The following is a 15,186-nucleotide window of genomic DNA, read 5'->3' as shown; positions in this document are numbered from 1 at the left end:
CATCGGCAGCCGGTGCGACAGAAAGGCCCAGTCTTCGGACACTACATAGAGAATCGACCCCTGCGGCGAGAGGGTTTCGCTGCCGGCGAGGTAGTCTTGTTGTGGGCGTTCCGCAAAACCCATTCGGTGCGGTCTACTTGCTTTCAGCTGATGACTGGCAGGGTATCTATCTCATTGTGGTGATAGGTGAAATCCACACGTCGGCTGCTTTACCAATAAATATGATTCCGCAACCGGCAATTGTAAATGATTGCTGCACCAGCTAAAAGCTCCCGTCTCGTCCTCTTGGATGAGGCGGAACGTTGCATTCCCGATCATTGGACCGAAACCTGAATGTCGAAAAAAACCGCCCTGATCACCGGAGTTACCGGGCAAGATGGAGCCTATCTGGCGGAGCTGCTGCTGGCCAAGGACTACAGCGTGCACGGCATCAAGCGGCGGACGTCGTTGTTCAATACCGATCGGATCGATCACCTCTACCATGACCTACATGAAAAAGGGCATGATTTCAGGTTGCACCACGGCGACTTGACGGATTCCTCCAGCCTCATCCGCATCGTTCAGCAAGTACAGCCGGACGAAATCTACAATCTCGCGGCTCAGAGCCATGTCGCGGTGTCGTTCGAGGAACCGGAGTACACGGCCAATTCCGATGCGCTCGGCCCCCTGCGCTTGCTGGAAGCGATCCGCATCCTTGGCCTAGAAAAAAAGACCCGGTTCTATCAGGCGTCCACGTCCGAACTCTACGGACTGGTGCAGGAGATTCCGCAGAAGGAGACGACGCCGTTCTATCCGCGCTCGCCTTATGCGGTGGCCAAGCTCTATGCCTACTGGATCACCGTCAACTATCGCGAGGCCTACGGCCTTTATGCCTGCAACGGCATTCTCTTCAATCATGAATCACCGATCCGAGGCGAGACCTTCGTCACCCGCAAGATCACGCGCGCTCTGGCGCGCATCAAGCTCGGCCTGCAGGACAAGCTCTACCTCGGCAATCTGAACGCGCTACGTGATTGGGGCCACGCGCGTGATTACGTCGAGATGCAGTGGCTGATGCTGCAGCAGGAAAAGCCGGAAGATTATGTCATCGCCACCGGTGAACAGCATTCGGTGCGTGAATTCGTGGAGCTTGCCGCGAAAGAGGCAGGTATTGCGGTGCGCTGGGAGGGAACTGGCGTCGGCGAAAAGGGTTATAATGAGGCGACCGGCAAGTGCATTGTCGAGGTCGACCCGCGTTATTTCCGTCCAGCGGAAGTTGAAACCCTGTTGGGTGATCCCTCCAAGGCAAAACGCAACCTTGGCTGGTCGCCGGCGACAACGTTTGTCGAGCTGGTGACGGAGATGATGCAGGAGGATCTGAAATCCGCGCAGCGCGACGAACTAATCAAGCAACACGGTTTCAAATACTTCAACTATAACGAATAAGCACTTTTCGACGAGAAAACGCTTCGAACGGACTGGCGTACTACCAGTAAAAGTGCGATCAGACCGAGTTTCAATCAGTGATGGTAGCCGGGGGGCTTCACACGAGCGGATGGGGACAATCCGTTGGCTAAGAGTGCTTTGGTTACCGGCGCGAGCGGGCAGGATGGCCGCTATCTCGTCGATCTCCTGCGCCGGCATGGCTATTCAGTGCATGCGCAGTCCCGACGGTTGCCGCGCTCGGGTTCGGACGATGACGGCGTGCGCTGGCATGTCGGCGAACCGACGGATAATGGGTTTCTCGAGCTGCTGATTGCGAGCACGAAGCCGGACGAGATCTACAATCTCGCCGCGGTGTCGCGGCCGATCCTATCGTGGAAAGCGCCGCGGGAAACCGCGGAAATCAATGCTTTCTTGCCGCAGAACATCTGCGAGCTACTGCTCAAGCACAAGCTTGACTGCCGCCTGTTCCAGGCTTCGTCATCCGATATCTTCGGCGACGGCTTCAGCGAGCGCCAGGATGAACACACCCATTGCGAGCCGAAATCTCCCTATGGCGTGGCCAAGCTGTATGGGCACAGGATTATTGGCGCCTACCGACAGCAATACGGCCTGCATGCCTGTTCGGGCATCATGTTCAATCATGAAAGCCCGTATCGCCCGCTGTCTTTCGTATCACAAAAGATTGCTTACGCTGCTGCGGCGGCCTGGTGTGGATTGAGGGATACGCCTGAACTCGATGAGCGAGGGCGGCCGATTCTGCTGGATGGCAAGCTGCTGCTGGGGGATCTCAGCGTGCGGCGCGATTTCGGCTTCGCTGGCGACTATGCGGAAGTGATGCATATGATTTTGCAGCATCCCACCGCGGATGATTATGTCATCGGCACCGGCGAAGATCACTCGATTCAGGAGCTCTGTGACGTCGCCTTCCGCTCGGTCGGCCTGGACTGGACCGATTATGTTAGTGTCGACCCAAAACTGATCCGAAAAACCGACAGTCACTACACACGCGCAAATCCGGCAAAGCTTCGTGCCACTTTTAACTGGAGGCCGAAGGTTGCCTTTCCGGATCTGGTTTCGACAATGGTGAAAGCCCAAGTGAAACGCGTTCAAGATGATCTGAGGGCAAATTCTCAAGAATCACAAGGCGTTTTCGGTGCGGCAGGGTCAAATTTGCCGTAAGAAAGTCCTCTTTGCTGTTATCTTGCGCGCGCCTTATCCTGACGCCGGCATTCACTTTTTGCGAGAGATGCATGACGATGAAGCCGGTGAGAGTCCGTGGATGACCGTCTGAATGCGCCTGCTGCACGCTTATAAGATCTACTTGCCGGACGTCCATGGCGGCATTCCACACGTCATCGCGACGCTGGCGAAGCTGCCGCGCGCCGGTTTCGACAGCTCGATCCTTGTGGCCCGTGCGTTTGGTTTCGGGCGCAGCCATTCCGTCGATAGTGTGCCCGTGAGGGCCGTGACGTCATGGGGGACGGTGTTCTCCACACCGATCGCGTTGAGCTACCCGTTTGTCTTCGCGCAGCAAGCGAAGGCGATGGATATAGTGATTTGTCATGCGCCGTTCCCGCTGGTCGACATGGGCGTTCTGCTGGGCTTTCCGCGGCAGACCACATTGATTGTGCACTGGCATGCGGAAATTATCGGACGATCGCTGCTGGTGCGCATATTGGCGCCGCTGGTCCAGCGCACGCTTGCAAGGGCGGATACGATTGTCGTGTCCGATCGGGCTATGATCGAAAACTCGGAGTTTCTGGGCCGCCACGCCGAGAAGTGCACCGTGGTACCTTACGGTTGCGACGTCGACTACTGGAGCGGACTCGATGAGGCGCAGGGCGCAGCCGTTACCGGGTTGAAAGCGCGCTATCCACGGCTTGTCGTCGCGGTGGGCCGCCTTGTCAGTTACAAGGGGTATGAAGTGTTCCTTCGTGCCATGCGGCATGTTGACGCCCAGGCAATGATCATCGGTGAAGGCGCGCTCAAGGCCGAACTCCAGAGCTTGTCATCGGAGCTTGGAATTTCGGACCGGGTGATGTTTCTTGGCGGCCTGCAGCGCGACGAGGTGAAGCAATATATTCATGCGGCCAACGTGCTCGCATTTCCGTCGGTGACGGATGCCGAGGCGTTCGGTCTGGTTCAGCTGGAGGCCATGTCCGCCGGCCGGCCGATTGTGAATACCTCATTGGGGACGGCTGTGCCGCATGTCGCACGCGACGGACTCGAGGGGGTGACCGTGCCGCCGAACGATCCATCGGCATTCGCGCAGGCGCTTCGTCGCCTGCTTGATGATCCGGAATTGGCTTCGAGGTTGGGTTGCGCCGGCCGCGCACGTGTGCGTGCCGAGTATGATCAGTCGCTGTTTCTTGAGCGAATGCAGGCTGTATACGAGCGGGCCGCCGATAAGCGTCGCGCTGTCAGATAATCTCGAGAAAAGATGTCGAGATGAGCCAGGAGTAAGCCGTTGATCTCAACTACCATGCCCGCGCAAAAGACGTATGGGCAAATACGCTTGGCTGTTCGAGACATCGTCGATGGAGCGGCGTTGTGGCCGCTGTGGGGCAAGCTCGGGTGGAACGATATCCTGCAGCGTTACCGGCGCTCGCTGTTGGGGCCACTATGGCTCACAGCCAGCATGGCGATCATGGTGGTGGCGCTGGGCATGCTCTATTCGCAGATCTTGAAAATCGCACTGCATGATTTCATGCCGTTCCTTTGCGTCGGGCTGCTGGTCTGGGGCCTGATCAGCGCCGCGCTGACCGAGGCCGGCGCGCTTTTCACGGGTGCGGAATCGTACATCAAGCAGGTCCGACTTCCTTACTCAGCCTACGTCTACCGTTTCATCTGGGGTAAGATCATCATTTTTGCCCACAACTTCGTGATCTACTTCGGAGTTCTGATCTACTTCAAGATCTGGCCGGGGAGCACGGCGCTCTGGGCAATCCCGGGTTTTCTGCTGTTAACTCTTAATGGTGCGCTCGCCAGCCTTTATCTCGGCATTGTGTCAGCCCGGTTCCGCGATATCCCGCAGATCGTCGCAAGCGTTACGCAGATCGTTTTCTTTCTGACACCGATCATGTGGAAGCCGGAACTGTTGCGGGAAAATACCGCTTTGCTGACATTCAATCCGTTTTATCATCTTTGCGAGGTCGTGCGGGCACCGCTGCTGGGGCAACTGCCATCGGTTGACAATTATGTCGCCGTTGCGCTGATAACCGCTGTGAACTTCTTGTTGGCTGCGGCCTTCTTCGTCCGGTTCCGGGCGCGCATCTCCTACTGGGTCTGAAGTCGATGTCTCCATCCGTTCTCAGTCTCGATCACGTCAGCGTTTCGTTTCCAGTCTATCAGGGTGGGTCGCGATCGCTGAAGAAAAGCCTGCTGTCGCGGGGCTCTGCCGGGCGTATCGCGCGTGATGCCAATGACAGGATTGTCATCGACGCCCTGCATGATATCTCGCTGTCGCTTGAAAGTGGCGACCGGCTGGCACTGATCGGCGCCAATGGCGCCGGGAAGACCACGCTGTTGCGTGTCATGGCTGGAATCTATGAGCCGGTGGCGGGAACCGTATCCGTGCATGGCCGCATCTCGCCGATGTTCGATATCGGACTTGGGATTGACACGGATCTTTCCGGTTATGACAACGTTCGAATTCGCGGCTTGCTTCTGGGTTTGTCATCGCGAGAGATCGAGCATTTGCTCCCCGACATCGCGGAGTTCACCGAGCTCGGTGATTACCTCGATATGCCAGTGCGAACCTACTCGTCCGGCATGATGCTGCGGCTCACATTCGCGGTTGCAACCTGCTTCGAGCCCGAGATCCTGCTGATGGATGAATGGATCATGGCCGGAGATGCGAGTTTCATGGCCAAAGCGCGGGCGCGGATCGATTCATTCGTCGAGAAGGCGAGCGTCCTGGTGCTTGCATCGCATAATCTCGATATCTGCAGGCGGTGGTGCAACAAGGGTTTGTGGATGCGGCAGGGGCAAATACAGCGTTTTGGTCCGATCGCCGATGTCATCGATAGCTTTCAGGCTGCCATGGCGGCCTAGATCGGATGCGGGAGTTCGGCACTGTTCCTTGAGCGCCAACGTTTTATTGTCCTGTCTCTGAGTAGGCGGTCCATTCTCGCGGCCGGTGGGCGCAGGCGCCATTCTCGATAAGCAGAGCAGGCAATGCAGAGCGGAAAGCGCGTTCTCGGTCTCGACCTTTTAAGAATGATCGCGATATCGCTGGTTCTCATTTCGCATTTTGTCGCGATACCTCTGTTTCAACAGTTCCGTGCTGTGCCGCTTTGGGTGATGCAGTTGGGGTTCCTCGGTGTTGAGTTGTTTTTTGTCCTCAGTGGCTTTCTGATCGGTAATCTGCTGCTCGACATTTGTGTGCGCCGCCCAACCTTCGAGGCGTGGGCGATTTTCCTGCTGAGGCGTCTCATGCGCACTGTCCCGGCTTATCTGTTATGGCTGATCGTCCTGCTGGTGCTGTTGCCGCCGCTTGATCCCGTCGTACATTTTGCTACTTACATGGCTTTCGCCCAAAATTTAGCTTGGCCCTTTCCGGCAGATGGCTGGTTTGCAGTATCCTGGTCGCTGACGGTCGAGGAATGGTTCTATTTCCTGTTTTCCGCCATGATGTTTGCGTTTGTAAACGCGGTGGGCCGACGCGGGGCTCCTTTGACAATTCTTGTTTTTCTTATTGCTCCGCTGTTTTTGCGCACCATAATGCCGGACGCTGCTCAATGGGACGCCTCGATACGAAAGACTGTTTTGTTGCGCCTCGACGCTATCGCCTATGGTGTTGCGCTTGCCCTCTGGATGCGAAGAAGCGCCTTTCTCGATCGCTATTGGCAAGGGGCCTTGGTCGTGGGACTAGGGTTGCTGGCGCTTGCGATCGGCAATTGGCAGTTTCGAACAGGAGTATGGGAGATCGAAGGTCGGTTTTGGCGGTCGCTGATCTTCAGTTTTACATCAATCGGATTCGCGCTTGTGTTTCCTGCATTTTTGCGTTTTTCCGCGACACCTGGTCCCACCGTTACGGTTATAACAGCCGTCAGTACATATTCGTATGGTGCCTACCTCGTTCACTATAGCATCCTTGAGCGATTGGCCCCGTGGATGTCCGGAAGTGTTCCGCTCTGCATCACTATCCTTGGGATTGCGGGTGTCCTAACCTTCGCTCTGGCTTATATCTCTTTCCGTTTTGTTGAGCGGCCGATCCTTGCCCGACGCCCGATCCAGCGGTGGATGGACAAACCCGGTCGCTATGATCTGATCGGTTGAACGATTTGGTACCGGCCCATGGCCACATTTCCAGATCAATTCATAATCGCCGCGGGATGGCATGTCAGTGATACTATTCACCTCGGAGTGCACTCAAGAGTTGCCAATCCGTGGTACTATACTCTAGGTATTGCCACTTGTAGTAGCATGAAGAGACATTGATGGACTTTACCGGCGAGCGGTTCGTACCCCAGGTCGAGGGGGATATTCGGCTTGAACACCTGCACCGCTACTTTGCCGCCCGGCACTTGGTGCAGGGCAAGCGCGTTCTAGATATCGCCTGCGGCGAAGGCTACGGATCGGATCTACTCGCAGGCATCGCTGCTTCGGTAGTCGGCGTGGACATCGACGAAGCATCGATTGCCCACGCCTGCCAGGCCTATATTCGCCCGAATATCCGTTTTCTCGTGGGCGATGCGGTGGCGATCCCGATTGAAGATGCCAGCATCGACGTTGTTGTTAGCTTCGAGACGATCGAGCATCTGACTGATCATCGAACCATGATGCTGGAGATCAAGAGGGTGTTGGCTCCGGACGGGGTGCTGGTGCTGTCGTCGCCCGACCGGCACGAATACTCGGACGTTCCACGCTACAAAAATCCATACCATGTCCGTGAGCTCTATTTGTCCGAGCTACAGGCGCTGCTGAATGAGCATTTCGGTGGGCACGCGATCTATGGCCAGCGCGTGCACTACGCCTCGGTGCTTGCACCGGCGGAAGGCCGAAGTGAATCGCCGTTTATCGGCTATCGTGAGGATGAGGGAGGCGTGATTGAGGGGGGGGGGCTGCCTAATCCCGTTTATTTCATTGCTGTCGCCTCAGACGGCCCGATCCCCGACCTGCCGGCAGGGATATTCGCTCCCCGACAGCCACCGTACGTGCGCGAGATCTCCACGCTCCAAACGGAACTTGACCAGCGCGGGCAACGAGTCAACGAACTGACGGGAGCGTTGCAGGAGGCCTTGCGGCGCGAAGCAATTCTTCGCGGCGAACTTGATCAGCGTGGACAACGGGTCGAGGAATTATCGGCTGTGGTCAATGCGGCTGGGCAGCATGAGGCCGCTCTGTGCGCGGAGCGCGACCAACGCGGGCAAAGGGTCGAAGAATTAGCAGTCGCCCTTCAGGAGGCGGTGCTGCGCGAGGCGTCTTTTCGCGGCGAATTTGATCAGCGTGGGCGACGGCTCGATGAACTCGCGAGACTTCTGAGCGATTCAAGGAGCGATTACGAGCGACTTCGGTGGCGATTTGTAGAGGCGGACAGGCAACGCATCGAGGCTGTCAGGATTAATGAAGCGCTTTTCAGTTCTCGCTCATGGCGTGCCACCTCGTTATTGCGAACGAGCAGTTTGTGGCGGCGCAATGCGCGTGGGCGCCTCTATCGTGCTATCGCCATGACGGCTCGTGATGTCTATCGTGCGTTGCCATTGGGAATTGATTTCAAGATGCGGGTCAAGGACTGTGTGTTCCGCAGCATGAGGCCGCTCTTTCAGAGGACCGGTGCTTATGAACGCTGGCAAGCCGCGCGTCGTTTGAAGGGCGTTGTGGCGGTGGGCACTACAGCTACAATGCACGGTGTGCTGCCCCCGACAGAACTTTTTGCCGCGGCTGCATTCTCGACGTCAGAGACATTGTCTGTTGCCGATGGGGAATGGGAATGGCGGAGCTATGCCAGAACGAAGGCGCGCATTGCTCAGATTCTGGATGCGCGAAGCGGGGAGCTTGAGTTTCGCCCGCGTCCGATCATCGAGGTCAGGAATGAAAGCTTGGCGAATGCCGCCGCTCGCATTGTTCTTCCGGTACCTAGCGAGGCGCCGCAGGTGACGGTGATCGTGCCCGTATACAATGAACTCGCCACCACCATCGAATGCCTGCTCTCGCTGTCGCGGACATCCGACGAAGTGACTTTCGAAGTTATTGTGGCCAATGATGGCTCCACGGATGAGACCCACGAAGTATTGTCGCGCGTACCGCACCTGCGTCTCGTGAGCCAGGCTCAAAATCTGGGTTTTCTGCGAAACTGTAACAGTGCATCCAAGGCCGCGCGTGGGGGCCGCCTTGTGCTCTTGAATAATGATGCGCAGGTTGCGCCGGGCTGGTTGAAGGGGCTGATGCAGGCACTCGATGAGCCGGGCGTAGGCGCCGTCGGGCCTCGCGTTGTTTATCCCAATGGGATTCTGCAAGAGGCAGGTGTGCGTATCAGGCGCGAGGGGACGGTCGAGATGATCGGCCTCGCTGATTCACCGGAGAAGCCGCGCTGGTCCTATAATCGCGACGTCGACTACGTGTCCGGGGCGTGTCTGATGCTGGAAACATCGTTGTTTCATTCTCTTGGAGGATTTAACGACGATTTGGCTCCGGCGTATTGTGAAGATCTGGAGCTGTGCCTGCGCATTCGCGAACGTGGATTGAGGATTGTCTCTGTAGCGGACTCCGAGATTGTGCATTATCTTAGCAAAAGCTCCGATGCTCTCGGCAATGCGTACAAGCAGGGCCTCATCGCGAGAAATATGCAATATCTCTCACAGCGCCATCAAGCAACCTTTGACGCGCTGGATGATCTGCGGGTTATTGCAATGTATCTGCCGCAGTTCCATCCGGTCCCGGAAAACGACCTGTGGTGGGGCCCGGGCTTCACGGAATGGTCCAATGTTGCCAAGGCCAGGCCGAATTTCGTTGGCCACAACCAGCCGCGTTTGCCTGCCGATCTCGGTTATTACGATCTGCGGCTTTCAGAGGTGATGGAAGCGCAATGGAAGTTGGCCGATCGCTACGGTATCGACGGATTCTGTTATTATTACTACTGGTTTGATGGCCACCGCTTGCTGGATCGGCCACTGCAACGATTCCTCGATATTGACACGCCGGCGCATCCCTTCTGCCTGTGCTGGGCGAATGAAAATTGGACGCGGCGCTGGGATGGCCAGGATCAGGAGATCCTTATCGCGCAGGCTCACTCGGTCGAGGACGATCTTGCAGTGATCCGTGATCTTGCCCGTTACATGCGCCATCCCGCGTATATCCGGATCGGCAACAAGCCGTTACTGCTGATTTACCGCGTGGACCTTTTTCCGGCATTCGCGGAGACGGCAATTCGCTGGCGCGAAGAGTGTCGGCGGCTCGGTTTAGGCGAAATTTATCTGACGATGGTTGAATCGTTTCGGTTTGCCGGCACAAATGTCGCACCATCCGTTTATGGTTGCGATGCCTCTGTCGAGTTTCCGGCGCACTACGTGCCTGACGTTCGTCCGCCCCACGGCGCTCTACTCAATCCCGATTTCCGTGGGCATGTCGGGGAGTATGAGGATCTCGTCGCACGATTTGCGACGCGCGAGCATCCTGGCTTCACCCGATTTCGGACAGTGATGCCCGGATGGGATAACACCGCGCGGCGCCAGAACGAACCCTTCATTCTCGACAATCCGACGCCAGGCGCATTCCAGGCCTGGCTTGAGACGGCAATGAACGAAACGAAACGCGATCTGCAGGGTGACGAGCGGCTGGTTTTCATCAACGCTTGGAACGAATGGGCCGAAGGGGCCTATCTTGAGCCGGATAAGCGCTTCGGACACGCTTATCTGCAGGCTGTGCGTAATGCGCGTGACAGCACACATCTGCTTCGTGATGGGGAGTCCTGAGGGTATGGGCGCGAAATTAACGCTGGTCGGACATCCATTCAGTCCGATTGGGACTGGTCGTGCCTTGCGGCTTTCGTTCGCCGCTTGTCGAAGTGTGGCTATCGATACGAGGGTGCGGGATGTCTGGAATTTTCAATCTCCCGAAGCTGCGCAACTGTCCGAGATCGTACCGTTTCTCACCACCGAATACGGCGCAGTGAATTTATTTCACATCAACGGAAATGAAATTGCCCCGGCGCTGGATCGAATCGGCCCGCTCCCCGACGGCTATAACATCGTTCTTCCTTTCTGGGAGTTGCCGCGATACCCAACTGAATGGGCCCGCGAGCTTGAGCGTTTCGACGAAGTCTGGGCTGCATCGGACTTTATTCGGCAATCGGTCGCCGCCGCTGTCGATCGGCCGGTGTTCCATATGCCCCTGCCGACTGAGGTGTCGCTGAGCGGATATATGAGCCGTAGGCGGTTCGGTATCCCCGAGGACAGCTACGTGTTCCTGTTCTTCTTCGATTGCAGGTCTTACATCAGCCGTAAGAATCCCAACGCAGTGGTGGATTGTTTCCGCAGGCTCCTCGCTGCGCGGCCTTGGGCGCGGCTGACCCTGGTCATCAAGCTGCATGGGGTTGAGGTGGCGCCCGCCGAGGTCCAGGAGTTTCTCGTAACATTGCATGATCTGTCAGGCCGGATCGTCATGCTGACCGAGACTCTGGAAGAAACTGAGGTCCACAATCTGATCCGATGCTGCGATGCCTTCATATCGCTTCATCGCTCAGAAGGATACGGTCTCGGGTTGGCGGAAGCTATGTATCTTGGGCTGCCAGTGATCGGTACGGCTTGGTCCGGCAATATGGATTTCATGACCCCAGAGAATTCAGCACTAGTCGGATATCAGTTGGTGTCGGTGCCGACGGGGGCATATCCGCATGCCGACGATCAGCGCTGGGCTGAGCCGGACCTCGGGGAGGCCACCTCACATATGATTAAGCTGGTTGATGATCCTGCGGCTGGACGAGCGCTCGGAACGAAGGGGAGCCGCGCGATCCGTGTTGGCTTCAGCTTTCGCTCTTCGGGATTACGCTACCTGACCCGTATAACCGATATCGAGAACATGTCGAAGGTGCAGCGCGATGTTGGTCGTGTATCTTCTGGCCAAGAGCACTAAATAGTTTCTCAAACATCCTCAATGAATCCTTTCTTCGAAGGCGACTTGATTTGGTTGTTTCGTCGCAGGACTTAAGCATTAGGATGTCTCAACACTGGGCACAGAAGGGCTCTTCGATCAAGAGCCGATAGCGAGCCACCTGCTGATGACGATATTGCCACAAAATGATGCGATAGTGAGGGCGACAGAAGCAATGTTGCCGTTGGTCGTCGATCTGGACGGTACTCTTCTCAAGGTTGACACGCTTTATGAGCTCTTCGCTGCGGGGCTTTTTACAAATCCGATTCAAACCATTCTGAGCTTGTTCGAGCTGAGAAAAGGTATTGCAGCTTTTAAGCGACGTTTGGCTGGTCTCGCCCATTTGGATGTCGAGATGCTTCCCGTCCGGGAAGAACTCCTTGATTATTTGAAACGTGAAGACACTGCAGGTCGAGAGATCCATCTCGCAACGGCGGCTGACCAGACAGTTGCGTTGCGTGTTGCGCAAAGATTCCCGTTTTTTCGAACGATCCATGGGACGGATCATGGTGTTAATCTAAAGGGCATCAACAAGGCGGAACGGTTGGCGCAGGTTTTCCCAGGCGGGTTCGTCTATGCAGGAGATAGCCGAGCCGATATTCCAGTTTGGAAAAGTGCAAAGGCGGCAATTACCGTATCCGAGGATCCCTCTTTGTGCGACGCAGTGCGAAATGCCGGCGTCCCCGTAGAACGTTCCTTCGATCTGACATCCCGGCAAAAGTCCTTTTGGATCAAGGCCATCCGCCCACATCAATGGGCGAAGAACGTTGTCGTGCTTGTTCCGGTGCTATTGGGCTGGCACGATGTCACACTGGCGTCGTTTGCGACGACGCTTGCCTTGATTGTTCTTCTCTGCGCCGTTGCCTCGTTGACATATATCGTCAACGACATCGCTGACCTGTCGTCGGATCGAAAGCATTGGTCGAAGCGCCGCCGCCCTTTTGCTTCGGGCGCGATCGAAGTTCGCGATGGATTGCTGGTCGTAGCGTTAATGTTGCCGATTTTCTGTCTCTTCGCGCTGCTCATTTCTGTGCCGGCCGGAATTTGCCTGCTGCTATATGTGGCGGTGACGCTGGGCTATTCATTTGGTTGGAAGCGAATTCCGTTGTTTGATACTTTTGTCATTGCTCTGCTGTTTACGATCCGCATTATCATTGGAATTACGGCTTCATCCGTGACGCCTTCGGCATGGCTATTGACGTTCTCGATGTTTTTTTTCTTCTCGCTCGCCCTCGCCAAGCGACATACCGAAATCCTCAGGGCGGTGGAGCACAATATGCGGAGCCTACAAGGGCGCGGGTATCAGATCGGTGATGAAAGCCTGACTTTAGTTTTCGGTGCCGCGGCCTCGATGGCCTCGATCGTGATCGTTGTGATTTACCTTGTCGATGAGGTGTTCGCTCGCCAGCTCTACGGTACACCGGCCTGGCTTTGGGTCGCTCCTATCGCGATCTTTCTTTTCAGCTGCCGAATCTGGGTTTTGTCCCACAGAGGCAGAATGACGGACGATCCAGTCGCGTTCGCGTTGCGCGACCGTGTAAGTCTCGGCCTCGGTCTTCTTGTCGCCATAGCCATTCTGTTGGCGTTGTGATCGATTTTATTCCGCGCTCCGATATTCTGTCGTGGGGCAGAACGCCCCGAACGCAGATGCGCGTGGCCAATCCGATGTTTCGAGACGAGCTCAGTGGTCTTGTCGAGAGCGGCTCGCGCGAACCAAACCGTCTTCTTGCGACGGGCCTGCGGCGTTCATATGGAGACAGCTGCCTCAACGATGGCGGAGCGATGGCCGATATGACTGGCCTTGATCGTTTCGTGAGCTTCGATCGAACGAGCGGGATTCTCCAGGCCGAAGCTGGAGTGAGTTTCGCGGAAGTTCTGAAGCTGGCCATTCCTGCGGGTTATTTCTTGCCGGTGACACCGGGGACAAAGTTCGTGACCCTCGGAGGTGCTGTTGCCAACGACGTTCATGGCAAGAACCATCATCGCGCTGGAACGATCGGCCGTTGGGTTCGGTCAATTGATCTGACGCGTAGCGATGGAACTGAACGGACAGTCAATCGCGACGATCCAACAGGCCTGTTCGCCGCAACTGTCGGTGGCCTCGGCCTTACGGGTGTCATGACACATGTCACGCTAGAACTCATGCCGATTACCAGTTCCAACATGCTCGCGGAGTCAGTGCCGTTCGGGAATCTTGGAGAGTTTTTTGCTCTCGCTGCTGAAAGCGAGGCGACGTACGATTATACGGTTGCGTGGATCGATTGTCTGGCTAACGGTAGAACGTTGGGGCGTGGCGTTTTTTCTCGTGCTTGCCACAGCAAAGACGGCGAATTGTGCGTGAAGTCGGGAGTCGGCCCGTCAATCCCGATCGACGTTCCCGGCTTCTTTCTAAATCGCTTATCGCTGTCAGCGTTCAACGAAATGTATTATCGATTTTCTGGGCGCAGGCGCCAGATGACGACAACTTATGACCCTTTTTTCTATCCGCTCGATGCGATCGGCGGCTGGAACAAATTGTATGGTGGTCGCGGCTTCTATCAATACCAGAGCGTGGTTCCGCCTGGTGCTGCTGAAGCGGCGACCGCCGAAATGCTACGAGCGATTTCGCATGCCGGGCAGGGCTCGTTTCTCGCTGTGCTGAAGACATTCGGCGAGGTTCCGTCGCCGGGCTTGTTATCCTTTCCAATGAGGGGAACGACGCTGGCGCTTGATTTCGCCAATCGCGGCCAGTCAACCATCTCGCTTCTTGACAAGCTCGACGCGATTGTCCGAGAAGCGGGGGGGCGCCTCTATCCCGCCAAGGACGGCCGGCTCCCCGCCGCGATGTTCAAGGCCGGATATCCGGCGTTGGATCAATTCAGAGCCCATATGGACCCAGGGATGTCATCGACGTTCTGGCGCCGGATGAATCAATGACAATGACAAATCCCCTTCGCATCCTGATCCTGGGGGCGGGGTCAGGTATTGCTCAAGCGACCGCCCGGCTTTATGCAACCGAAGGGGCTGTGATTGGTCTCGCCGGGCGCAATGTTGAGCGCCTCTCGGCCATTGCCGATGATTTGAAGGTGAGAGGGGCGACCAAAACAGACATCTTCGAAGTTGATTTTACGGCGGCGGATGCGGCGGCCACAATTGGTGTCATGATAGGCAAACTGGGTGGCCTGGACCATGTTATTCTGGCCTATGGGGTCTTGGGGGATCAGGCGCTGGCTGAGCGGGACTGGGCTGCTGCGCGACAGATCATAGACGTCAATTTCCGCTCGGCCGCAGCCTGGATTCTCGCGGTTGCAGATGTGCTGGAACATCAGGGGAGGGGCTCGCTTGTGGTTCTAGGCTCTGTTGCCGGTGATCGCGGGCGCCGCTCCAACTACGTCTATGGAGCGACCAAGGCGGGGTTGTCGACATTAGTCCAGGGCATCAGCCATCGTTTTCGAGACAGAGGCCCTCGGGCGGTGATCGTCAAGCCCGGCCCGACCGATACCGCGATGACTGTGGGCATGACAAAAGGAGGACCGCTTTGGGCGACCCCCGAGGCCGTGGCTGCCGTTGTGCGCAAAGCTGCTGATAGAGGCAGCCTCGTGGTCTATGCGCCGGGGCGCTGGCGCTTGATCATGGCGATCATTCGCGCGATACCCGCCATCGTTTTTAACAAGATGAATTTCTAGGTTG

At 56.7% G+C, this 15,186-nt stretch carries 11 protein-coding genes; all 11 read left to right on the top strand.

Annotated features, from left to right (window positions below):
* The first annotated feature begins 333 nt into the window (after nucleotides 1-333).
* The 11 genes from gmd to HY68_RS41520 all read left to right on the top strand — a co-directional run bounded on the left by gmd (nucleotide 334) and on the right by HY68_RS41520 (nucleotide 15,182).
* The gene (gene gmd, locus HY68_RS37555; RefSeq protein WP_042001728.1) at nucleotides 334-1,425 is read left to right on the top strand and encodes a GDP-mannose 4,6-dehydratase; all 1,092 of its coding nucleotides are present in this window, start codon (nucleotides 334-336) and stop codon (nucleotides 1,423-1,425) included.
* A 123-nt stretch (nucleotides 1,426-1,548) separates the two neighbouring features.
* Nucleotides 1,549-2,604: a GDP-mannose 4,6-dehydratase gene (locus HY68_RS41540; protein WP_078864198.1), complete on the top strand. Its 1,056-nt coding sequence runs from the start codon at nucleotides 1,549-1,551 to the stop codon at nucleotides 2,602-2,604.
* 112 nt (nucleotides 2,605-2,716) lie between these two features.
* Entirely contained in the window at nucleotides 2,717-3,853 is a 1,137-nt protein-coding gene (locus HY68_RS37545; protein ID WP_042001722.1) for a glycosyltransferase, read from the top strand.
* A 39-nt stretch (nucleotides 3,854-3,892) separates the two neighbouring features.
* Nucleotides 3,893-4,714, top strand: coding sequence for an ABC transporter permease (locus HY68_RS37540; protein WP_206742994.1), 822 nt, complete (start codon nucleotides 3,893-3,895; stop codon nucleotides 4,712-4,714).
* A gap of 5 nt (nucleotides 4,715-4,719) precedes the next feature.
* On the top strand, nucleotides 4,720-5,478 hold the full coding sequence (locus HY68_RS37535) for an ABC transporter ATP-binding protein (RefSeq protein WP_042001720.1): 759 nt from the start codon (nucleotides 4,720-4,722) through the stop codon (nucleotides 5,476-5,478).
* A 123-nt stretch (nucleotides 5,479-5,601) separates the two neighbouring features.
* Nucleotides 5,602-6,705: an acyltransferase gene (locus HY68_RS41535; protein WP_078864196.1), complete on the top strand. Its 1,104-nt coding sequence runs from the start codon at nucleotides 5,602-5,604 to the stop codon at nucleotides 6,703-6,705.
* 161 nt (nucleotides 6,706-6,866) lie between these two features.
* Nucleotides 6,867-10,340, top strand: a complete 3,474-nt coding sequence (locus HY68_RS41530; protein ID WP_078864195.1) for a glycoside hydrolase family 99-like domain-containing protein — start codon at nucleotides 6,867-6,869, stop codon at nucleotides 10,338-10,340.
* Nucleotides 10,297-11,499: a glycosyltransferase family 4 protein gene (locus HY68_RS37525; RefSeq protein ID WP_078864194.1), complete on the top strand. Its 1,203-nt coding sequence runs from the start codon at nucleotides 10,297-10,299 to the stop codon at nucleotides 11,497-11,499. Before HY68_RS41530 ends, HY68_RS37525 begins: the two co-directional genes overlap by 44 nt.
* Nucleotides 11,500-11,644: 145 nt before the next feature.
* Nucleotides 11,645-13,108 (top strand): UbiA family prenyltransferase, encoded by a 1,464-nt coding sequence (locus HY68_RS37520; RefSeq protein WP_042001712.1) that lies wholly within the window; start codon nucleotides 11,645-11,647, stop codon nucleotides 13,106-13,108.
* Nucleotides 13,105-14,433: an FAD-binding oxidoreductase gene (locus tag HY68_RS41525; protein ID WP_198533543.1), complete on the top strand. Its 1,329-nt coding sequence runs from the start codon at nucleotides 13,105-13,107 to the stop codon at nucleotides 14,431-14,433. Before HY68_RS37520 ends, HY68_RS41525 begins: the two co-directional genes overlap by 4 nt.
* A 2-nt stretch (nucleotides 14,434-14,435) precedes the next feature.
* Nucleotides 14,436-15,182 (top strand): SDR family NAD(P)-dependent oxidoreductase, encoded by a 747-nt coding sequence (locus tag HY68_RS41520; protein ID WP_078864192.1) that lies wholly within the window; start codon nucleotides 14,436-14,438, stop codon nucleotides 15,180-15,182.
* Nucleotides 15,183-15,186: the final 4 nt, after the last annotated feature.

This window comes from Streptomyces sp. AcH 505, assembly GCF_000818175.1.
Classification (GTDB): Bacteria; Actinomycetota; Actinomycetes; order Streptomycetales; family Streptomycetaceae; genus Streptomyces.
The sequence above is the reverse complement of the archived record's forward strand: the minus strand, read 5'-3'. Positions and strand labels throughout refer to the sequence as shown.